The organism is Chitinophagaceae bacterium (assembly GCA_016710165.1).
GTDB lineage: Bacteria > Bacteroidota > Bacteroidia > Chitinophagales > Chitinophagaceae > Ferruginibacter.
Map to the genome: position 1 here is coordinate 17433 of JADJLJ010000002.1, position 22348 is coordinate 39780.

The 22348-nt window shown below is 44.9% G+C and carries 22 protein-coding genes, 1 tRNA gene and 1 pseudogene; 8 read left to right on the top strand and 16 right to left on the bottom strand.

Features of this window, described 5'->3' with window-relative positions:
• Positions 1-34: 34 nt before the first annotated feature.
• Positions 35-676 carry a pyridoxamine 5'-phosphate oxidase gene (gene pdxH, locus IPJ02_10430; protein ID MBK7375951.1) on the top strand — a complete coding sequence of 214 codons (642 nt, stop codon included), beginning with the start codon at positions 35-37 and terminating at the stop codon, positions 674-676.
• 83 nt (positions 677-759) lie between these two features.
• Here pdxH and IPJ02_10435 read toward each other — a convergent pair whose 3' ends face one another.
• The 5 genes from IPJ02_10435 to xth form a co-directional block, all read right to left on the bottom strand.
• Complete coding sequence (locus tag IPJ02_10435; protein ID MBK7375952.1) at positions 760-903, bottom strand: 30S ribosomal protein THX; 144 nt, start codon at positions 901-903, stop codon at positions 760-762.
• A gap of 91 nt (positions 904-994) precedes the next feature.
• Positions 995-1264, bottom strand: coding sequence for an HU family DNA-binding protein (locus IPJ02_10440; protein ID MBK7375953.1), 270 nt, complete (start codon positions 1262-1264; stop codon positions 995-997).
• Positions 1251-1556 carry a hypothetical protein gene (locus tag IPJ02_10445; GenBank protein ID MBK7375954.1) on the bottom strand — a complete coding sequence of 102 codons (306 nt, stop codon included), beginning with the start codon at positions 1554-1556 and terminating at the stop codon, positions 1251-1253. The genes IPJ02_10440 and IPJ02_10445 overlap by 14 nt, the downstream gene beginning before the upstream one ends.
• A 2-nt stretch (positions 1557-1558) precedes the next feature.
• A complete protein-coding gene (locus IPJ02_10450; GenBank protein ID MBK7375955.1) occupies positions 1559-1864 on the bottom strand; it encodes a DUF4286 family protein in 306 nt (101 codons plus the stop codon).
• Positions 1865-1871: 7 nt separating this feature from the next.
• Positions 1872-2642 (bottom strand): exodeoxyribonuclease III, encoded by a 771-nt coding sequence (xth, locus tag IPJ02_10455; protein ID MBK7375956.1) that lies wholly within the window; start codon positions 2640-2642, stop codon positions 1872-1874.
• A 66-nt stretch (positions 2643-2708) separates the two neighbouring features.
• Between xth and IPJ02_10460 the strand changes: the two genes are divergently transcribed.
• Both IPJ02_10460 and IPJ02_10465 read left to right on the top strand, forming a co-directional pair.
• Positions 2709-3641: a DUF3137 domain-containing protein gene (locus IPJ02_10460; protein ID MBK7375957.1), complete on the top strand. Its 933-nt coding sequence runs from the start codon at positions 2709-2711 to the stop codon at positions 3639-3641.
• Positions 3642-3712: 71 nt separating this feature from the next.
• Positions 3713-4186, top strand: coding sequence for a hypothetical protein (locus tag IPJ02_10465; GenBank protein MBK7375958.1), 474 nt, complete (start codon positions 3713-3715; stop codon positions 4184-4186).
• A 2-nt stretch (positions 4187-4188) separates the two neighbouring features.
• Here the strand turns inward: IPJ02_10465 and metH are convergent.
• From metH to IPJ02_10495, 6 genes and pseudogenes are all read right to left on the bottom strand, one after another.
• Positions 4189-7965, bottom strand: a pseudogene (metH, locus tag IPJ02_10470) (methionine synthase).
• Positions 7966-8216: 251 nt separating this feature from the next.
• Positions 8217-8768: a YceI family protein gene (locus IPJ02_10475; GenBank protein MBK7375959.1), complete on the bottom strand. Its 552-nt coding sequence runs from the start codon at positions 8766-8768 to the stop codon at positions 8217-8219.
• Between the two features lie 8 nt (positions 8769-8776).
• A complete protein-coding gene (locus IPJ02_10480) occupies positions 8777-9217 on the bottom strand; it encodes a hypothetical protein (GenBank protein MBK7375960.1) in 441 nt (146 codons plus the stop codon).
• Positions 9218-9257: 40 nt separating this feature from the next.
• Entirely contained in the window at positions 9258-9899 is a 642-nt protein-coding gene (gene recR, locus IPJ02_10485; protein MBK7375961.1) for a recombination protein RecR, read from the bottom strand.
• Positions 9900-9923: 24 nt separating this feature from the next.
• The gene (locus IPJ02_10490; GenBank protein MBK7375962.1) at positions 9924-11315 is read right to left on the bottom strand and encodes an Ig-like domain-containing protein; all 1392 of its coding nucleotides are present in this window, start codon (positions 11313-11315) and stop codon (positions 9924-9926) included.
• Between the two features lie 59 nt (positions 11316-11374).
• On the bottom strand, positions 11375-14560 hold the full coding sequence (locus tag IPJ02_10495) for an ATP-dependent helicase (protein ID MBK7375963.1): 3186 nt from the start codon (positions 14558-14560) through the stop codon (positions 11375-11377).
• A gap of 77 nt (positions 14561-14637) precedes the next feature.
• On the opposite strand from IPJ02_10495, the gene IPJ02_10500 reads away from it, so the two are divergent.
• On the top strand, positions 14638-15105 hold the full coding sequence (locus tag IPJ02_10500; protein MBK7375964.1) for an SRPBCC family protein: 468 nt from the start codon (positions 14638-14640) through the stop codon (positions 15103-15105).
• Positions 15106-15208: 103 nt separating this feature from the next.
• Here IPJ02_10500 and IPJ02_10505 read toward each other — a convergent pair whose 3' ends face one another.
• Positions 15209-15865 (bottom strand): hypothetical protein, encoded by a 657-nt coding sequence (locus IPJ02_10505; GenBank protein ID MBK7375965.1) that lies wholly within the window; start codon positions 15863-15865, stop codon positions 15209-15211.
• 160 nt (positions 15866-16025) lie between these two features.
• Between IPJ02_10505 and IPJ02_10510 the strand changes: the two genes are divergently transcribed.
• The 3 genes from IPJ02_10510 (at position 16026) to IPJ02_10520 (ending at position 18192) form a co-directional block, all read left to right on the top strand.
• Positions 16026-16100, top strand: a tRNA-Arg gene (locus tag IPJ02_10510).
• A gap of 234 nt (positions 16101-16334) precedes the next feature.
• On the top strand, positions 16335-16820 hold the full coding sequence (locus IPJ02_10515; protein MBK7375966.1) for a sigma-70 family RNA polymerase sigma factor: 486 nt from the start codon (positions 16335-16337) through the stop codon (positions 16818-16820).
• A 4-nt stretch (positions 16821-16824) separates the two neighbouring features.
• The gene (locus IPJ02_10520) at positions 16825-18192 is read left to right on the top strand and encodes a hypothetical protein (protein MBK7375967.1); all 1368 of its coding nucleotides are present in this window, start codon (positions 16825-16827) and stop codon (positions 18190-18192) included.
• 55 nt (positions 18193-18247) lie between these two features.
• Here IPJ02_10520 and IPJ02_10525 read toward each other — a convergent pair whose 3' ends face one another.
• Complete coding sequence (locus IPJ02_10525) at positions 18248-19000, bottom strand: hypothetical protein (protein ID MBK7375968.1); 753 nt, start codon at positions 18998-19000, stop codon at positions 18248-18250.
• Positions 18922-19209: a hypothetical protein gene (locus IPJ02_10530; protein MBK7375969.1), complete on the bottom strand. Its 288-nt coding sequence runs from the start codon at positions 19207-19209 to the stop codon at positions 18922-18924. The genes IPJ02_10525 and IPJ02_10530 overlap by 79 nt, the downstream gene beginning before the upstream one ends.
• Before the next feature lie 250 nt (positions 19210-19459).
• On the opposite strand from IPJ02_10530, the gene IPJ02_10535 reads away from it, so the two are divergent.
• On the top strand, positions 19460-20788 hold the full coding sequence (locus IPJ02_10535; protein MBK7375970.1) for a hypothetical protein: 1329 nt from the start codon (positions 19460-19462) through the stop codon (positions 20786-20788).
• 69 nt (positions 20789-20857) lie between these two features.
• Here the strand turns inward: IPJ02_10535 and IPJ02_10540 are convergent, their stop codons facing one another.
• Together IPJ02_10540 and IPJ02_10545 are read right to left on the bottom strand one after the other, a co-directional pair.
• A complete protein-coding gene (locus tag IPJ02_10540; GenBank protein MBK7375971.1) occupies positions 20858-21217 on the bottom strand; it encodes a nuclear transport factor 2 family protein in 360 nt (119 codons plus the stop codon).
• Between the two features lie 72 nt (positions 21218-21289).
• Positions 21290-22255 (bottom strand): hypothetical protein, encoded by a 966-nt coding sequence (locus IPJ02_10545; protein MBK7375972.1) that lies wholly within the window; start codon positions 22253-22255, stop codon positions 21290-21292.
• Between the last annotated feature and the right edge of the window lie 93 nt (positions 22256-22348).

A 22348-nucleotide genomic window follows, 5' to 3' on the forward strand; every position in this document is an offset into this window, starting at 1 on the left:
CAATTAGATGAACTTTACCGTATAATAGTTATCCATGCAAAATATAGCCGACCTGCGAACAGAATATAAAATGCAAACCCTGCTGGAGGCCGATGTGGATGCCGATCCTGTTAAGCAGTTTGAAAAATGGTGGGATGATGCGCTGAAAAGTGAGATATATGAGGCAAATGCCATGACCCTGGCAACCGTTGATGCCGATATGGTTCCTTCGGCCCGGATCGTATTGCTGAAGGGATTTGATGAAAAGGGCTTTGTCTTTTTTACCAATTACAACAGCCAGAAGGGGAGTGAACTGGCCAGGAACGACCGGGCCTGCCTGGTCTTTTTCTGGAAAGAACTGGAGCGCCAGGTACGGATAACCGGTATTGCAGAAAAAATAAGTGCAGAAGAGAGCATTGCTTATTTCAACAGCCGGCCGGATGGCAGTAAAATAGGAGCGTGGGCCTCCCCCCAAAGCCTGGTAGTGGCCGGAAAGGCCTGGCTTAAAGAAACATTTGATTATTATATGGAACGTTTCAAACACGGCGAGATCCCCAGGCCGCCGCATTGGGGCGGGTACCGGGTAAAGCCGTTCCGGGTCGAATTCTGGCAGGGCCGCCCAAACCGCCTGCACGACCGCATATTATATACATCAGCAGAAGATAATTCCTGGAAGATCGAGCGCCTGGCTCCTTAGTGGGGGAACAGGAATTGGGAATTTGTAATTGGGCTTCAGGACAGAACATCCCATGTATTGATTACAAATTCCCAATCACACATTTATGCCTTCTTTTTGGCAGCCGCTTTCTTTTTTGGGGCAGTCGCAGCAGTGGCTGCTTTTTTTACCCGCTTTGACGGCCTTGATTTACCAAAAGATCCTTTGGTAATCTTACCTTTTTTGGTTTTGATATCACCACGTCCCATAAAAATGAATTTAGTTTAAATGAAAGATAAACATTGTACAAAAAAAGCAAGGTGCCATGGCGCCTTGCTTTTTAATGTGGTAGATACACCATTACAGTTTAGCTGATAATTCCTTACCGGCTTTAAACTTGGCAACTTTCTTTGCTTTGATTTTGATAACAGCACCCGTTTGTGGGTTGCGGCCGTTACGGGCAGCTCTTTTTGATACAGAGAATGTACCAAATCCAACCAACGTTACTTTACCGCCACCTTTTAAAGTTTTAGTAACTGCTTCTACAAAAGAATCTAAAGCATCGTTTGCCTGAGTTTTTGTAATACCTGCATCATCAGCAAGTTTTGAAATCAATTCAGCTTTGTTCATGATAATTTTTTTTGAATTTTAATGTGCAACAAATATATACGGTTTTTGATTGCAACAAAATTTTTTTTGTGATTTTTCTTTTTGTAAATAACTGCTGAAATCCAGATTTGACAAGGATTTTACCCCATCGCATATTTTTAAAATCCAGGGCAGGGAGGCGAAGGAAACCGTAAAACGCTTTGCTGTAAAGGGTTTTAGCGTATTGCCCCCTGAAATCCTTTGCCCATGCGGTTTTTAGGCGATTAAAAAAAGCAGCGGGAATTAAAAAAAACGGGAAATAATTGTTTTGCACATTTAGTTAACAACCTGCATTACGGAGCGGAAGGCAATGAATTTATCGCCCCATTTATCAAAACTTTTCCGGCGCATAAGGGCTGCATGGTTCTCAATATAATTGTTGTACAGGCCCTTGCTTTCTGCATGGTATTGTATGGCATAGGTAGGTCCTTCTGAAGTATCCACTTCCAGCAACTGTAAAATAACAGCATGGGTGAAACAGCCGGTGTTTATCACTTCCGGAATGTGTTCTTCCTTGAGCCAGGTAAGCCATTGTTCTTTGATCGCTTCCTGCACTTTGATGGTAACGTTGTAGATGATCATCCGGAAATCATTTTTCTTTTATTTCAACATACACCGGGCAATGGTCGCTGTGCTTTACATCCGGGAAGATATCGGCATCCTTCAATTGCTTTTTAAGCGCTTCGGTAACAGTGATGTAATCAATGCGCCAGCCTTTATTATTCAATCTTACCGAAGGGAAACGCTGGCTCCACCAGCTGTACCGGTGCGGCTCCGGGTGAAACTCCCGGAATGTATCGATCCAGCCGCTGTCTAAGAATTTCGTAAGCCATTCCCGCTCCTGCGGTAAAAAACCGCTGCTGTTCTTATTGCCCCTGGGGTCGTGTATGTCAATTTCATGATGCGCTATGTTGTAATCTCCCACCAGGATTATTTTCGGGTATTTCTTTTTCAGTTTGTTCAGGTAGGAATGAAATTCATCCAGCCAGCCATATTTGAACTGCTGTCTTTCATCACCACTGGTGCCGCTGGGGAAATAAGCATTGATGAGGCGGATGTCGCCAAAGTCCAGTTGTATCACCCGCCCTTCATCATCGCTGGGGGCATGGCCATTGCCATACTCAACATGATCCGGCTTCTTTTTGGAGAAAACCGCCACACCGCTGTATCCTTTTTTTTGTGCGCTGTACCAGTAATGATGAAAACCCAGCGCTTCCAGTTGTTTGATGTCCACATCGTCTTTGGTGGCCTTGGTTTCCTGCAAACAGATGATATCTGCCGGGTTGGTCTTAAGCCAGTCTATGAATCCTTTCTTCAGGGCGGCACGTATGCCGTTTACATTGTACGAGATGATACGCATAAGCGGAGTGGTTGTGAATATTAACAATGCATAGTTACAAAAAAGAAATAAATTCAGTGTACGATTATGGAAGACATAAAGAATTTCGAGGATTTCTATAAACGGAAGATCCAGCCAAGCCTGGATGAACTGGACAATGACAAATCTGCCGCGGCTAACTGGAAAAGGTTCACCTGGTTCACCGGGGCCGGCACCTTCACCAGTTTCCTGCTGTATTATAACAGGTTGCTGCCCATCGGACACATACTGGCCATTGCCATGCTCATCATGTGCATCATCGGCGTTTATTTTTCAGCCAGATACTCCGACCGGTATATCGACGATTTTAAAGAAAAGATCATTGGCCCCATCATCACGTATATCTATCCTTCGGCAGTGTATAAACCCATGGGTTTTATTTCAAAGAAGGAATATAAGGCAAGCGGTCTGTACCGCCGCCGCTTTACGCATTTTGACGGCGATGATTACTGGGAGACCGTTTACAACGGGCTGGCATTTCATTGCTCGGAGATCAAATCATGGATCGATGATTCAACCAGCAAAACATACATCTTTAAAGGATTGTTCTTTTGTGCCCGGATAAACAGGTCATTCTCCGGGGGAACGTATCTATGGACGAAAGGTAATTCCCAGTTGCCTGCAAGCATGGCAGATGAGCACTACCGGATGTATCCCTTGCCGCATGTACAGAAAGTGAATACGGGCCATGAAGCATTCAGCAAACACTATACGGTTTACACCAGCAATGCAGATGAGGCCTCGCTGATCCTTTCCTATAATATGATGGACCACATATTGCTCATCAAAGAGAGACTGGGAAAAGACATTGTCCTTTCTTTTGTGGCGGGAAAATGTTACATCGCTGTGCCATTCGAGGAGAATCTCCTGGAACCACCCAAAAATGGCCTGCGGGATAAAGAGGAAATAAAAAACTATTTCCTGACGATCCTGCTCGTCTTCAATATCATAAACAGGCTGGAACTGAATCGCCTTGCCTGAACCTTAATAAATCATTGCGGAAAGGAGTTTAGAAATAAAATATTTTAAATTATCATTGTTAAAAATAAATTATGGAAAACAGCAACGAACTTTCTCCTAAAGGCAACCAGCAAGACCCCGCATCTGCGAATCCTGCAGAAACAATTTTTTCAAAAGAAGAATTTTCAATAGAGGGGTACGACAAGCATATCCGCCAGGCAAGAAATATGCTTTTTATTGCTGCAGGCATTTTGTTATTAAATGCCCTGGTGTTGTTTTCTAAATACCCTTTTGATATAGAGATCATGTGGCTGGACTATATGCTCTGGACGGGTTACATCGGTGGCTTTATTGCGCTGGGGTTCTGGACAAAGAAAAAACCTTATTATGCAATCATCGGCGGATTGATATTGTTTGGTGTTTTTATCCTGGTGAATGCCATTAATGCACCCACCACCATCTTTGGCGGCCTGATCTTTAAAATAGCGGTGATCGTGTTTTTAATAAAAGGACTAAACGATGCCAAAAATGCACAGGAAATGAAAGAGCAGTTTGAAAAAGAATAGCGCTACTCTAAGACCGGCTTCAGCCACCTGGAAGCTTCATCCAGGCCCATTCCTTTTCTTCCGGCATAATCTTTCAGCTGGTCGTTATTTATTTTGCCCACACCAAAATATTTGCTTTCGGGATGAGCAAAATACCATCCGCATACAGAGGATGCCGGGTACATGGCCAGCGATCCGGTAAGATGAATGCCGGTGGCTTCTTCGCCGCCCAGTAATTCAAAAAGCTTGTACTTTTCTGTATGGTCCGGGCAGGCAGGATAACCCGGTGCAGGCCGTATGCCGGAATATTCTTCTTTGATCAGTTGTTCATTGGTCAGGGCTTCATTCTTCTCATAGCCCCATAATTCTTTCCTTGTTTTTTGATGCAGGCACTCCGCAAATGCTTCTGCCAGCCGGTCGGCCAATGCCTGCAGTATTATTTTATTATAATCGTCATGCTGTGATTCAAAGCGCCTGATGTGTTCTTCAATTCCTTTAATGGTCACCGAAAAGGCACCGATATGGTCCTGCTGCTTTTCTTCTGCCGGGGCAATAAAATCTGCCAGGGATAAATTGGGCTGGCCATCTGCCTTTTTGATCTGCTGGCGCAGGAATTCCAGCTTCACCACACCACCCGGCGATAACACATCCACCGTATCGGGCGCTGTTTTGGATGCAGGCCAGAAGCCCGTAACGCCTTTTGCCGTCAGCCATTTTTCTGCAATGATCTTGTCCAGCAATGCATTGGCATCATTATACAGTTTTGTTGCTTCCGTTCCTACCTTATCATCACTCAGTATCTGCGGAAACTTTCCGTGCAATTCCCAGGCGATGAAGAAGGGCTGCCAGTCGATGTATTTCCTTAATTCATTCAGATCGTGGTTGTCAAATTGCTTTGTCCCGGTAAAGGCAGGGGTAACCGGCTGGTAAGACGCCCAGTTGATCTTTGTTGCATTCTTTTGTGCATCCGCAAAGGATAAGAACTGTTTGATCGGTTTCTTATTTTCAAAATCCGTTTTCAGCTTTTGATACTCGGTCCTGATATCACCCAGGAAATCCTCTTTCTGTTCATTATTCAATAAGCTGCCTGCCACGGTCACGCTCCGGGAAGCATCCAGTACATGCACCACGCCTTTGTCATATTGCGGAGCAATTTTAACTGCTGTATGCATACGGCTTGTGGTGGCCCCGCCAATGAGCAATGGCTGCTTCATGTTCCTTCTTTTCATTTCATGCGCTACATGCACCATTTCGTCGAGCGACGGCGTGATCAATCCGGACAGGCCGATGATATCAGCACCAAACCTTTCTGCTTCATCCAGTATTTTATCGGCAGGTACCATCACACCCAGGTCTTTTATTTCATACCCGTTACAACCCAGTACCACGCCCACAATATTCTTCCCGATATCATGTACATCGCCTTTTACAGTGGCCAGTAAGATCTTTGCTGCCCCGGCAGATTCCTCATTCACCGTTCCTGCAGCAAGGTGTGCCTGCTTGCGGTCTTCTTTTTCCTGTTCAATGAAGGGGGTTAAAACCGCCACCGATTTTTTCATGACCCGTGCACTTTTTACCACCTGGGGCAGGAACATCTTACCACTGCCGAACAGGTCACCCACCACATCCATACCTGCCATCAGCGGGCCTTCGATCACATCAAGCGGCCGGGGATATTTTTTCCTTGCTTCTTCGGTATCTGCATCAATAAAATCGGTGATGCCGTTCACCAATGCATGTTTTAAACGTTCTTCAACCGGAGTATTCCGCCAGGCATCCGTTTTTTTCTCTTCTTTGTCGCCTGCTTTTACCGTTTCTGCAAAAGCGATCAGTTTTTCTGTGGCTTCGTTGTTATCATTATTGCGGTTCAGGATCACGTCTTCACATAGTTCCCGCAATGCCGGTTCGATCTCATCATACACGACCAATTGGCCGGCATTAACAATGCCCATATCCATGCCGGCTTTGATGGCATGGTATAAGAATACGCTGTGCATGGCCTCCCGCACGGGTTCGTTCCCCCGGAAAGAAAAGGAAAGGTTGCTCACCCCGCCGCTCACTTTCGTCAGCGGCATCAATTCTTTTATTTCCCGGGTGGCCTCAATAAAGTCAACGCCGTAATTATTGTGTTCTTCCAGTCCCGTGGCTATTGCAAAGATGTTGGGGTCGAAAATAATATCCTGCGGATCAAAGCCAACGGTTCCTGTAAGAATCTTATAAGCCCGGTGACATATCTCCACTTTCCGGTCTTTGGTATCTGCCTGTCCTTTTTCATCAAAGGCCATTACAATAACGGCTGCCCCGTACATTTTACAGGTAATGGCCTGTTCAATGAACTTCTTTTCCCCCTCTTTCATGGAGATGGAGTTTACGATGCACTTGCCCTGCACACATTTCAACCCTGCTTCGATGATCTCGAATTTGGATGAGTCCAGCATCACCGGGATCCTGGCGATATCCGGTTCGCTTTGTAATAAATTGATGAATGTGGTCATGGCCTGCACACCATCCAGCAGGGCGTCATCCATGTTCACATCAATGACCTGTGCGCCGTTCTCCACCTGTTGCCTGGCAACACCCAGCGCTTCTTCATATTTGTTTTCCCTGATGAGGCGTGCAAATTTCTTGCTGCCGGTCACATTGGTGCGTTCACCAACATTCAGAAAGTTTGTTTCCGGCCGGACGATCAGTGGCTCCAGTCCGCTGAATCTGCTGTATGGTTTAATGGTTGACATTTTTTATTTTTTACCGCAAAGGCGCCAACGCTAAGCAATCAGTTTTGCGCCTCTGCGTCTTAGCGGTTATAATACTTCTTCTAAAACCGGTAATGCTCTTGGTTTTATTTTTCTTACATGATCTGCAATGTGCTTGATATGCTCCGGGGTGGTACCGCAGCAGCCACCCACAATATTCACCCAGCCTTCCCGTGCCCATTCTTCCAGGTAATGCCCGGTGTCTTCCGGTTGCTCATCATATTCTCCCATGGCATTGGGGAGGCCGGCATTGGGATATGCAGAAACATAGCAATTGGCCAGCTGCGACAGTTCTTCAATATGCGGCCTCATTTCTTTTGCACCCAATGCACAGTTCAATCCAACACTTAAGGGCCTGGCATGCATTACGGAAATGTAAAAGGCTTCTAAGGTCTGCCCGCTTAATGTTCTTCCGCTGGCATCGGTGATGGTACCAGAAATAGAGATGGGCAATTCCGGCTTCCCGGTATCCTGGAAATATTTTTTAATGGCAAAGATGGCAGCCTTTGCATTCAGGGTATCAAAGATGGTTTCGATCAGCAGCAGGTCAACGCCGCCTTCCACCAGTCCTTTTACCTGTTCGTAATAGGCGTTTACCACCTGGTCAAAGGTAACGGCACGGAAACCCGGGTTGTTTACATCCGGGGAAAGGGATAATGTTTTGCTCATTGGACCGATGGCGCCTGCCACCCACGCAGTCTTGCCGCTTTCTGCCACAGCTTCTTTTGCACATCTGGCGGCGGCCAGATTTAATTCATAGGCAAGGCTTTCCATTTCATAATCGGCCAATGAAATGGCCTGGCTGTTGAAGGTATTGGTTTCAATGATATCCGCCCCGGCATCCAGGTATTGTTTATGAATGCCTTTAATGATGTGCGGCTGTGTGATACAAAGCAGATCATTGTTTCCTTTTACATCAATATGCCAGTTCTTAAAACGTTCGCCGCGGTAATCGGCTTCTGTAAGTTTGTGCCGCTGGATCATGGTGCCCATGGCCCCATCAATGATGAGGATGCGTTCTTTTAAACTGTCTTGCAGTGTTTTCATCAATAAATAATTTACTTCCGGTAATGAAACCGGGTCAAGTGATCACCACAAACTTTTAAACGAGAATCAATCCGGGAAAGGTATTGCAGAATTGCTTTCGTTTATTAGTTCAGTTGGTGGAACGATCAACAGGCCGAACAATAAACAAATCTGCCTGTTTGCAGTGGCAAAAATATGACATGTGGATGATACAGCAAAAACTGATATATCACCGGCAGGGGTAAGCCAGGGGCGGGTGTGCCGGGAATCGCTTAGTTCTTTTTTTCGTAATTACAGGTCACGGTCAGTTCAACCGTCTCGGCAATATTGTTCTTTACAGTTGCCGGGATCTTTATGTTATAATCTTTCGGCTTTATTTTAAATACGGAACCGGCACGGATGCTCCCCGACCGTATGGTCAGCTTGCCGGGGGCTGAGATCGTTTTTGTTACCCCATGGATATTCAGGCTGCCGGAGACGGTCACGTTGTAAATGCCGTCATTGTCCAGGTTAATATCCTTCAGGTTGTCGATAGTTCCCTTGAACGTTGATTTGGGATACCGGGTACTTTCAATATAGTCTTCATTGAAATGTTCTTCCATGAGCGCTTTTTTAAAATGAAAGGCATTGTTCAGCACGGAAAACTGTATCTCACCGGTAGAGGTATTGATGATGCTTATCACCTGGTTGTTATCTGCCTTTATATCTTCCAGCAGGGTTGAAGAGAAAAAGGATATGTGACCGTTCTTTGTAAAATACAACTGGGCCGTGCAATCCAGGTAAACCGAAACCAGCAGTAAGGCAATTGCTGTAATTTTTTTCATGGAGCGTTTTATTTTATGATCGGGTAAGCCCTGGTTAAAAAAACATCCCCGGGCAGTCCCATGTCTGCATCACCCCCGATATACCCGCTGCATATTCCTTTCACGGTAACAGCGCCACCCTCTTTAAGGATTTCAGAACTTTTCTCCATGCTGCAATTGATAAATGCCCCTGGTACCGGGGTCTTAATAAGAATTATCTGCTGCTCCTGCTGGTTAAGGGCCAGTTTTGAGATCTCGCCGGAAACTTCCAGCACTTGATCGGTGTATCTTTTCCGGGCTGCTGCTGAATCGGTGATGTAGCTGTTGTACAACGCTGCTGCGGTTACTTTTACAGCATCGGTATCCATCACATCTTTATGCGGCTTGTTCCAAAACAGGTAACCGGCGGTGGCAGCCGCCAGCAAAACAAGGATGGTCGCCAAAAGGATGGTTCGCTTTCTTTTATTCATACAGGGTATGAATCGGAAACAGGGAGAAAAAGGTTGCTAATTAATTACCGGAAAGGATAAAATTCTCAACGGGGATGCGGTTGCTGATACTTTTGGCAAGGGTCATTTCGTCGGCATACTCCAGTTCTCCGCCAAAGGAAACGCCCCGGGCGATCGTGGTGACCTTTACGGCCCGGGGCTGTGTGCCGGGCATGGCAGCCAGTTTTTTACTGATGTAGTAGATGGTGGTATCGCCCTGGATGGTTGGGCTGAGTGCAAATATGATCTCGGTTGTTTCTTCCGTTTCGATGCGTCCGATCAATGCATCAATGGTAAGTTCAGCAGGACCGATGCCGTCAAGCGGGGAGATGATTCCACCCAGCACATGGTAAATGCCATTGAACTGCTGGGTGCTTTCTATCGCGATCACATCCCGGATATTTTCCACCACGCAAAGCATATCCTGCCTGCGCATTGTATTGCTGCAGATATTGCAAAGTGCTTTATCGGAAATATTCTGACAACGGCGGCAGAATTTTATCTCGTTCCGCATTTTTGCGATCACCGCACTGAACTGGTTCACCTCACCGGTATCCTGTTTAATAAGATGAAGCACCAGCCGTAATGCCGTCTTTTTGCCTATGCCGGGTAATTTGGCAAATTCATTCACTGCATTTTCTAAAAGGGAAGACGAGAAAATCATTCAGCAAAAATACGTGTTACAGGATTACTCCTGAAGTTTTATATCCCGTTCATTATCCCAATTGGCCCGGATGCCTAATTTTTGAGGAAGGGTGATCACTTTTTCGGGCTGTAGTTTTTTTGGGTAATTGCCGGGATCCCATTTGCCGTTCTGGTTTGCATCGAATAATATCCGTAGCTCATATTCTCCCGGTACCATCATTTTATTGCTCCATTCCATAGCGGTTACCGGGTAACTTAGTTTCACTTCCTCCCCGGATACAAATTGCAATACCGGGTGCCTGTCCAGATCTAAATTCGTAAAACGGAGCACTACGTTGCCGTATTCCGATTGGCTTTTTGTGGTAAAGCGCAGGGTATCCAGCCGGGTAAGGCGGTTATCGGCCGAATCGGAAAAAGCCGTGGTATCCATGATCAGCCGGTACGGCATCTCCTCCTGCCATTTAACCGCCATGCTGAGCTTTGTCCGGCTGCTGTCAATGCTCCAGGCTACCGGAACGGGTTTGTGATTGGTGTCGGTCAGGACCAGTTTTGCAGTATCAAATTTTTTCAAGGGTTTATTAAAACTGATCTCAAAGGAGTTCAGCAGGTCCTGCGACTGGTAGGCGGGGGCCAGGGTGTACCTTAATCTTTTTTCTGCCGCAGGTTTGGGCGCTGTTGCCTGGCGGCTTTCTTTTTCAATGGCTGATGCATATAACAATACCGGCGTGGTATTTTGATCAACATTAACCTCTGCATCCGCAAAGGCAAAAAGTTCCTTCTTCGAGTTATAGGTCTTTCCACCATCCCCGTCTTTGAGGGCATATACTTTGAAATTACCCGCCGGCAGGTTTACAAAACGGAAACTGCCGTCTCCGGTAAGGGTTGCCATGTAATCCGGCTTTCTTTTTTGTACGGAAGAATCATCGGCATTGCGGTAAAGCAGGGCAATCAATGTGCTGTCGGCCTTGCCGGTTTCCCCGATCAGCACTTTTCCTTTCAGTGTCAGTGAATCAATGACAGCGCCGGTTGAAAAGACATACACAAAATCATCCAGGGGGTTCCCCTCATTATTATCAACAATGGCCTTGCCGAAATTGATGCTGTATGTGGTGTTGGGCAAAAGCGTGTCCTTCAGTTTTACTGTTACCGTCTTTAGTTTATAGTCAACCTGGGGTTGTCTTTTAGGAAAGGGGGATATCAGTACATTGGTTTGTGGTTCTTTCAGGTTCACGTATTCATTAAAGGTCAGCGTGATCTTATTGCCGGTAACGTTTATGCTGTTTGGTTTGGGAGATGCGTTCACAAGCCTTGGCGGAATGGTATCCCTGGGCCCGCCGGTGGGGGCGCCTATCTGTGCGCAACCCCCGCTGCCAACTGCAATAACATAAATTAAAGAAACTGCTGAAAGAAAATAAAGTAACCTGTTTAATTTCATCCACTGAATTTGAACTGCAAACTTAACCTGTTTGATCTGTTTAAAAGTCATAAAAATCCTTAAATCTGTTCATTGACCGGGTTTGCAGGTTCTTCTTCTTCATGAAGTACCACTGCCAGTTTATTGTCTTTTATGAAATTGCACCATTCACAGTCAGGTTTGCCACAGCCGGTATAAAAATCATGCTGTTTTATTTTTTGCCAGGCAGAAGTTATTTGTTGTTTTACTATGTCAATAGCTTCACTGTCAACATCCACTCTCAATAGGTCAAATTCATTTTTGCTGTTTGGCTCCACAAAGTCAAACTGGGTATATTGTACTTTCCAGTTTTTACCCGGCAGGTTATCTGCCAGGAGTTTATAAAATACTGCCTGTCTCCAGTAATTGCCACCCTGCGGTTTTTTTTCTGTGCCGGGCAGATCAAAATCCCCGCGGGCTTTTGCTTTTACCAGGTTACCTGTTTTAAAATCGGTGATAACTATGTCATTGCCCCAGAACTGTATCTTGTCTGTAAAGCCTTTCAGCGGTACTTCATTTATCACCACTTTTGTCAATGGGTATTCAGTTAAGATGAATTCACCTTTTGGAGCCGGGTTATAATATTTATCAAAATATTTATCTAAAATTTCTTCTCCGTATTCCGAAAAGCGTTGCAGGGTTTCTTTTGTAAACACTTCTCTTCCCGAATTGATATGAACGTGATAACGGTCTAATAAAAACTCTTTGCCTGGATAAATTTTTCCATTGTTCATCATATGATTGATGAAATCATTTAATGCGGCGTGAACAGCCGTGCCAAATTCTGCTGCTTCGCTTTTTGCCATGGGAACCCGAACGAGGCTGCTGTAATAAAACCGGATTGGACAGTCCAGGTAATTGTTGAGTGCAGTTACATTCATTACAAATTTTTCAAGAAGGCGGTCAATATATTCTTTCTCTGCTTTCTCAAGTTCAGGTTTTTGTATCAATCCAAAACGCAGCGATGCAAACAATGTTCTATCTTCTTCACTCAATCTTATCTTCTTCGGTTCCAGTTGCAGAGGTTGCCTGGTCTCTTCCACAAACTGAGATGGCTCCAGCAGTTTGCCATCATTCTTCATCTGCGGATAAGAAATGTAGAGGTATTTTTCTGCCCTTGTGATTGCCACAAAAAATAATCGTCGTAGTTCCTCGGTTGTTTCTGCTTCGCTTTCCTGCTCCAGTACATTATGTGGTAGTCGGAAACCCCGGTTGGTTTTTCTTTTACCTTCCCATACATCGTTTCTGGCTGCCAGTAAAAAAACATATTCATATTCCAGACCTTTGCTGCCGTGGGCTGTGAGAAGGTTAACTCCAGTTTCGGTTCCGGTGGTCTGTATCAATGGTAGGGATAAGCCATTGTCCTTCAGTAGATCGAGTTGAGCTACCAGTTGCTTTAAACTGAGATCCGGTTTACGGTGAGTACTTTCTTTAATATAATCAAACAGGCAGGTGAGTTTACTCATAAGCCACGCTTTGTCATCATGCTTCATGATATACGAGAGGATACCGCTTTCATTGATTAAATATTCAAACCATTGCTGAATGTTCTTATTATATAATTCCTTTTGTAGGTTTTCAATAAGGGTACCCACACGAATCAGTTCTGTAGTTTGTTCATCGGCTGCAAAAAGGGTTCCGTTTGTTTCAGTTCTTAGCCTGTCGAGATAGCCACGAAAGGTTGTTTCCGGATGCGGTTTGCCCCTTAATGAAGCCAGTTCATTGCTTATGGCAGCTATTTTAAAAGGCTTAATCCTGAAAAAGGAATAATGTAATATTTCAAATAATAAAGGATCTCCGCTCCAGGGAGTATCTGATTCCGAAACAGTGTAACGGAAGAAGTTGAGTACCTGGTTGATGAAAACGTCATTCAGCAGATTAATGGAACGCTTTATAAAGAAGGGTATTTGCTGCAGGTGAAGAAATTTCATCAGCTCATCACCAAATTTATGCTCCCGGTAAATGATAGCAATATTACCTGGTTCCACACCTGAATCAATCAATTGCCTTATTGATTTAGTGACATGAATATTTTCCGCAAATTCATTTTCATAAACCCGTATTTCCGGTACTATATTCAATAATGCAATGGTCTGGTTTGAGGCAATGAGTTCTTTGCTTAGGTCACTGTATTGTTTCACCAGCCTTTGCTGGTTGTTTTCAATCAATCCTTTAGCGCCATCCAGTATGGGTTGAACGCTGCGGTAGTTTTGAGTAAGCACCACTTTCACAAGGTCTTTTTCAAACTTATCAGCCAGGTTCATCATATTTTTCAGGTTTGCCCCTTGGAACCGGTAGATACTCTGATCATCATCACCAACAACAAATATGTTTGGCTTCTCAAATTCCCAATAACTGATCAGCAGTTCAACGATTTTATTCTGTGATCCGCTGGTATCTTGGTATTCATCCACCAGTATGTATTGGTATTGTTCCTGGTAATTGCGTAATACTTCTTCGTGGGTCTCAAAAATATTGATCACCCAGTTTATCATATCGTCAAAATCATATCGATGATTTTTATGCAGTATTTGCTGATAATTATCAAATGCACTGATTGCAGCTTTCAATTTTTCCATCCGCTCTACTTCATCTTTTCCTTTTTGTGTCAGAGCAAAATTTCCTTTTGCTTTTTCCCGCTTACTGTAAAATCCATCTGTTTGAGGGATGATATTATTTATGTATTCTCCGATCTGCTGTATCAGCCATTCTTCTTTCCATCCTTCCCGTTTGATCGCTGAGAACAGTGCAGCAAGATTTGGCAGGTCGTAATATATCTCTCCCTTGTATCGTTTCAAAGGATTGTCTTTGGTAAAACCGTCAATCAATTCTTTTAAAAACTGCACCCTTTCCAAGTCGCTTAATGATTCGAGCTCTTTCTTGTTGAAGTGGCGGATGTTTTCCTGGATGACCGTATTACAGAATGAATGGAAAGTGTGGATGTTCACTTTATATGCGTCACTGCCAATAAAATTAAGCAGGCGCTTGCGCATGGCCACTACCCCAGCATCTGTATAGGTAAGGCAAAGGATATTCTGCGAAAGGGCATCCGTTTCAAGCAGGATCTTACCGATACGGGCTGCCAGTATCTGTGTCTTGCCCGTTCCCGGTCCGGCGATCACCATTACGGGGCCTTCAATGGTATCCACGGCTTTGCGTTGCTCGGGGTTGAGTTTCTGGTATTCCTCATCAAATTTTTTCTGTAATATTTCCCGGTAATGCGGCATGTATCAAAGATACTGGATAGCGGATACTTGGTACAGGATTTACCGAACAAAATAGTGTTGTATTTGTTAGGAAGGCGATGAGCAAGGTATATTCGTTTAAAACAGTACAAAAGATCCCCATTGGTCTTGACAAAGCCTGGGATTTTTTCAGCAGTCCTGCCAATTTACAGGAGATCACACCGGGTAACCTCGGGTTTAAGATCATTTCCAAATATCATGGTGATAAAATGTACGCCGGGCAGGTCATCGAATACCAGGTAAGCCCTGTTTTGGGCATTCCTTTATACTGGATGACAGAGATAACCCATGTAGAAGACAGGAAATATTTTGTGGACGAGCAGCGCTATGGGCCTTACAGTATGTGGCATCACCAGCATCATTTTAAGATGATTGAAGGGGGAGTGGAGATGACAGACATTGTTCACTACAAACTGCCGCTTTGGTTTTTGGGAGATATGGCAAACAGCCTCTTTGTGAAAAAACAACTTCAGCAGATTTTTGATCACCGGTTTAAGAAGGTGGAAGAGTTGTTTGGAAATGTTTGAGTCGTTGCAAATCGTTTCAATCGTTTAACACGTTTAAGCCGTTTTAAAACAGCAACCCCTAACGGGTGAAACGACTGAAACCCTGTAACGGCTTCAACGATTACTACCCCGGCATCCGGGTGATGTACTTCTCGATCTGCTTTATCTGGTCAACGATCTGCGGAGTGGTTGGCTTAAAGCTTTTTGCTTTGCGGAAATATTCCTTTGCCGCCCTGAATTCCCGCTTGTTCATCATGATGGAACAAAGTTGCAGGTAAGCGGCTGCATTGTTTTCATTATCGGGTAAACCAGCCCTGATGGCCTGGCGTATATAGCTTTCTGCCTGTTTGATATCGCCCTTCTGCATACTCAGCATGCCCAGTTGGAGTTTGTTAGGTCCTTCGGCCTGCTTGGTTAAAGATCCGCCACCCAGGGCCAGGCTTTTCTTCATGTTCTTTTCAGCGCTGTCAAAATTCTGGTCCACCATATCCAGGTTGCCCTTGATGGTATAATACACCGAGCGGACGGGTTTTATAAGCAATGCCGGGAACCAGATGGAATTCACCACTTTTTTGGCGCCATCCATGTCCCCTTCTTCCATATAGGTCTGTATCAGCCGCATGGGGCCAAATAGAAAATGCCCTACGATGGCCACCGCAGCGATCAGGTACAGTACAAAAGATGGCCAGAAACTGGTTTGTATATGGGTAAAAATTGCCAGGCCCAGAAAAGCGATGCCCAGCCACAAACGGTATTTTATAAGCAGGTTCAGCCACTTCATGATCTTTAAATTTAGGATGGCAAAGATAAGGTTTGATCTATGATTTAAGAATGATGGTAAAAGATTGGCATAATAGCTTTATTTTTGCCGTCCTGAAAATCAATATGCAACATTCCTTGCCTGCCTGCCGGTAGGCAGGTTCCTTGTTCGATATTCAGATGGCCCTGTAGTTCAATGGATAGAATAGAAGTTTCCTAAACTTTAGATACAGGTTCGATTCCTGTCGGGGCTACCACATTACTTCTTTTACAGATATTTCATATCTAACCCATCTATCTGTAGTTATTGCATAATACTGCGAAAAGCCGTAACTTTTATAAAAGCAACCTTACAACCGATTTTTACGATTGAGATAACAAAATACGAACCTTTGCTTTCGGCAGATGAACTTAACCAGTCTATCAGGGGCTGCGCCCTGAACGAAAGGGAGAGCCAAAAAAAGATATATAACTCTTTCTATGGCTATGCCATGGCTATCTGTGACTGTTATGCCAATAATGAAGATGATGCGGTGGAGATACTGAACGATGGGTTTCTTAAAATATTCAGGGAGGTACACCGTTATAAACCTGCTTATGCCAATGAGATAAATTCCTTTAAGGGATGGCTGCGTAAGATCATGGTTTGTACGGCGATCGACCATTTCAGGAAGAACAAAAAGCACCGGCTGGTGGGCGAACTGGATATTTCGGTTTTACAAACATCGGTTCATGAAGCGGATGGGCTTGATAAGATCTCTTACGATGAGATCATCCGGTTCATACAAAAGCTGTCACCGGCATACCGTACCGTCCTCTGCCTGTTCATAATTGAAGGGTACAGCCATGAAGAGATCGCCGACCAGTTAGGAATTTCGGTAGGTACGTCCAAATCGAACCTGGCAAAAGCAAGAAAACAGTTACAGAAAATATTATTCAGTCAAAATCAAACAGCCCCGATAAAAAATGTTGGATGAGGAAATGGACCATATGATCAGGGATGCAGCAGAAAATCATCACCCGGCTTACAACGATAAGGCCTGGGACAAGATGGAAAAATTGCTGGATAAACACCTGCCGGAGGAAAAGGACAGGAAAAGACCGCTTTTCTTCCTGCTGCTGTTCTTATTGCTGGGTGGCGCAGCATTCTTTGCTGTTTACCAGTTCACCGGTAATAACCGTATGGAGGGGATCGCTGAAAAAAAGGTCGGCGAACAGCCTGCCTATGCGCCGGTTGATAAACAATCCGATCTGCAAAGGCCCGGTGTGAAAAATAACCCGGATGATCCGGGAAATACGGCGGCTGTTCAGGATGCTAATTTAACCGGGGAACCGGAAGAAGAAACCTTGAATACATCCGGCGAACAAGGGTCACGGCCAGGCAGCGACAGCAATAAAAACATTGATGTAAATGTTGTAAAAAATAAAAAGCAGGGGCCAGGCACTAAGTCAAGATCAAAGATGAAGATAACAGGCGCTGAACCTTCATTAGCAATAGCAGGTAATGAGGAAGAAGAGCCGGGTAATGCTGTTAATATGAAACAGGGTAACAGGAAGAAAAGCGATGGCAAAAGGAATGTGGTTATTACAGCAGCAGCGCCCGAACAGGAAGAAAACAAGGAACCGGTAACTGGAGCAGTTCCCCCAGCAGCGATCAATAAAGAGACTTCGGTAAAAGAGGAGCAGAATAAACCGGAGCCACAGAAAGAGGAGGTAAAGAAAACCGGAGAGGAAAAAGATAAGAAACTGGTTGCATCAAAAGAAAAGCCTTCCGCAACTCCCGAAAAAAAGAAGTCAAAAAAGAACCCGGCCGGTAATTTCGGGATAACGGTTTCTGCCGGGCCCGACCTGAGCTTTATTTCATTAAGTGAACCGGGTACGGTTACCATGATGTACGGGGCCGGGCTCAGTTACAGTTTTGCCAAACAAAGGGTCACTGTTCGTACCGGTTTTTATACTTCCAGGAAAATATACAGCGCTACGCCCGAACAGTACCATACCCCGGGCGGGAACTATCCGTACCTGTATGAAGTGGCGGCAAACTGCAACGTGTATGAGATACCGGTGAGCGTGAGTTATCATTTTGGCAACCGGAAAAATCATAACTGGTTTGGCAGTGCAGGCCTTTCCTCTTACCTGATGAAGACTGAGTATTATGATTACCGGTATAAGAGACCAACCGGGCAGACCTATAACTACGAAAGGACCATCAAGGATGAGAACAGGCATTATTTTTCTGTACTTACTCTTTCCGGGGGTTACCAGCATAAGTTTAACGGCTGGCTTTCCCTGCAGGCAGAACCATTTGTAAAACTGCCGTTGGGTGGCGTTGGATTCGGAATACCATGAAAGATAAATAAAGGCTTCCCCGGGGAAGCCTTTATGATTAGTTCTCAATAGAGTATTATTTTTTCCTTTTGTTTTTAAAAAGAATAAAATCCCTTGATACGGTAAATCCCCAGCGGTACTCACCCTTGCCCCACGAAGTGGTAGTGCGTGGAATAAAACGGTTTTCCAGGATGCTGGTGGTATTGGTAAAGTTCACATGAAATACATGCCCGGGAGTCACCAACTCCAGGCCCACACCCAATGCGTCGTATAAACGGATGCCCTGCGATCTTAAAGCATCTGTACTGTTTTGCGAACGGAATGAATGAAAATAATCGGCAATGAATACGAATTTCTTATAGATCGGTACACGAAGGGCAAGCCCAAGCGCCAGAATATTTTTCACATCCCCGGGTACAACATGATTGGTGTGAACATACGTTGGACTTAGTTGAAAACTAAACAGGTTGCCGAATTTACGGGCAACCATTAATTGTATTACGTGGCTTTGGCGGTCTGAAAAAGCAGTGTAAAAATTTTCCCGGACCGGGTCGGTACTTGCTTTCTGTGATGAGACAACAGCATTTGCAAATACAGCAAGCGACAAAGGATGAGCCGGGTCGTTTTCCATTTGCTGAAGGATCTTATACTTGAATCCCAGTTCCCACAATTGAAGCACGCTGCCGTTGCCTTTATTTCGGGATACGATCAGGTTAAGGTTTTTTGTAAGCCCCAGCAGGAAGGCGATCTTTATATCAGTGGAATTATCCAGTCCAAAGGCATTTTTGATTCCGCCAAAGTCCCCGGCCACATCCCCAAATAGATGCACCACTTTAAATTCAGGCGCCCCGTTGGTAATACTTCTACGGTATTTGCATTGATCAGCCGCTGGGCGTAAAAAACGGGTGAAGACTTTTTCACTTCCGGCACAATGACTTTCTTGTCCAGCTCATTCATCAGTATAGTTGACGTGCTGTCAACCTGTGAAACAGCTTTCAACCCCACCAGGATAAAAAAAAAGAATAACGTTTTTCTCATAAAAGACAATTGTGTATAAAAACAGGATATATATCGCAGGAGAACAATAAAAGGTTGCCGGGCTGTTTTAAAAAATTTATCTGCTGATACAACTTGTCTGCTCCGGATCAATAATATTTAACATGAAGCAACCTACACCTAAATGTTTCCGATAGAAGTAAAGCAGGTTGGTATGCCATACCTGTACCCCGTTCCATGAACCTCCACTGATTAATCAGGGGGTTATTTAAAAAATATAAAATCAGCTTTTATGAACCTGTTTAAACACATCCGGTTTTTGCCATCCGCCATTTTGCTTTTTGCTTTTTTACTCATTAACAGTTGCAGTAAAGACAAAAGTGATCCGCCTCCGCCACCCAATCCCTGTTCGGGTGTTACCATCACCGTTACTGCTTCGGTCACCAATACTACAACCGGGCAATCGACGGGAGCGATCAATGCAACGGCATCCGGCAGTACAGGTTTTACGTATAGTCTGAATGGCGGTGCTTTCCAGGCTTCCGGAAATTTTACCGGCTTGCCTGTGGGAACGTATACAATTACAGCCAAAAATGCAGATGGCTGTACCGGGTCAAACACATTCACTGTGAATGATCCCTGTACCATAAAAAATATAACCATCACCGGAACGGTTGTGAATACCACGGTGGGAGGATCAACCGGGTCTATAACGGCTACCGCTTCCGGCAGTACTGGTTTTACCTATAGCCTGAATGGCGGCGCTTTCCAGGCTTCCGGCATATTTGCCGGTTTGGCGATCGGTGCATATACAGTTGCTGCAAGGGATTTTGAAGGATGCCTGAAAACCCAGACCTTTAATGTTGCTGATATTTGTGCCGTAAAAACAATTACTGTTACCGGTACGGTCATTCACGCAGGCCCTGCTGCCGGTTCATCAAACGGATCAATAACTGCTACCGCATCCGGCAGTACAGGTTTTACGTATAGCCTGAATGGCGGCGCATTCCAGGCTTCCGGAATATTTACCGGCCTGGCTGCTGCTGCATATACCATAACCGCCAAAGACCTGGATGGTTGTACAAAATCTCAAGGTTTTACCGTAAACCTGGATCCGTGTATAGGTAAAACACTCACCATCAATGCAGCCACCACCGGGCATGATATATGCTCTGTTTCGGGTACAGGCACCATTACCATTACGGCAACAGGAGGTGTTGGTTTTACCTATAGTTTGAATGCTGGTGCATACCAGGCATCCAATATATTCACCGGGCTTACATCAAATACGTATTCCATTTCTGCGCGGGATGCTGATGGTTGTGTTAAAACGGGTTCAGCCACTGTTTCCAATGCACTGCCCGGCTCTACTTTCTCTGCCGTGAAGGCCGTATTACAGGCTAATTGTGCTTTAAGCGGCTGTCACAGCGGATCCAGCCCTACGGGTGGATTAAACTTTACCCAGGATTGCACCATTGTTGGCAGTTGGGACCGCATTAAGGCAAGAGCGGTTGATGGAAACCCGTCTTTTATGCCGCCGCCGCCCAATCCGCAGTTATCAGCAGGAGATAAACAAAAAATACTGGACTGGATCAGTGCAGGACATAGATATACTGACTAAATTCCTGTATACCCCATGTAAAAGCTGCTGCAGATCTGCAGCAGCTTTTCTTTTATACCGAACCGGCTTTTATTCTGCAGGTAATGGCAGGTGCTGCTGCCGTAAAAAGGTCAGCAGGTCCCAATAACCCCGCTGAAAGATGATCTGATCGTTTTGTATGTGAAAGAAACCACAGCCCCTTAGCCCTTTCGGATCTTTCCATTCCAGCATGGCCCATTCGCCGTCTTCAAAGATATTTTCAATGAGGCAGACCATCTCCGCCCGGGCAAATTCACCGGCAAACATTTTACGAATGGCTTCTTTTCCAACAAGGGGTTCATTGTTCACCTGGTGATTGGTGGCATCGGGGGCATAAAATTCAGCAAGGGCATTGGCATCTGCCGTATTAAAGACGGCTACCCAGTTTTTTACAATTTCTTTTGGCCGCATAAAATAGATCGTTGAATGAATTAAAGTATGGAATATTTATTTTGATGGCAAAGCCGGATGCACTACCGTATTCTATTGTTTTTTTGATCTCCCGGCATTCGGTAATACGTATTCGATCCCGAAATGCTTTGCATACTCTTCTAATGGGTCAAGTCCTGCGGATGCCCTTCTTTTGTTTACATTTTCTTCGTCACGGATGGGATAGAACTCATTTTTACCTGCCTGTTCATTCCATCGTACCTGGCTGCCATAGATCTGTTCCTTTCCCTGGTTGATGAGTATCCTGTCTTCCAGCAGAGCGAGGCTTTCAGGCCTTGCCTTTCCTTGTTTTACCGCCTCCCGCATTTTAGGGGCGTAGGTCACCTGTGTTAAAGAGTCGGCATGCTGGATCACCAGGAATATGGTTTGAGCGCCTGCCTCGCCCACCACATCGGGGCCTAACCAGCCATAACTGTCAATGATGTTCTTTACTTTGATCAGGTTCACTGAATCCAGGTAGCTTATCTTTTTCCATAAAGAATCCATCTGTTTCGACTGCCATCCAAACGCTTTCTGAACAGATTCAATTTTCCTTCTGTCAGCCTGGTCTTCGTTGAAAATGCTGTCGAGCAATGTTACCAGGGGTTTATTAAAGTTTACTTCTGCCTTTTCTTTGTTCGCCCGGACCGTGTCGATGAGTGCTTTCCAGCGTTTGTCGGCATGAAGGGCATCCAGGTCTGCATCGGAAAGTATATGGGAGAGGTTGGTCCATCTGCCCGTGACAATTGCCTGGTTTAAATAGAAAAAGGCTTTTTCGGTATTTCCTGCCAATGCCCAGGAACAGGCTGCGTTGTACCGGTCGCCTCTTGAGCCCTTTCCTTTGTACTGTTTGAACAACGTGTCATAAGATAAAGCAGACCGCATGTATTGCTTTTCCTCGTAAAGACCGTAGGCCCTTGCGGAATGCCTTGTATATTTCTCATCCGGGATGAATTTATTTTGTCCATACACGGCAGCAGTGAACAGTGTAAGTGAAAATAAAGAAATGAGTTTTAGCATGTATTAAAGTTAAGAACTGTTTTGTAGAAATTGCTACAAATACATACACGTCGCAGCCCGCTCAGTGTTATCCTCCGGATACACGCAGGATAA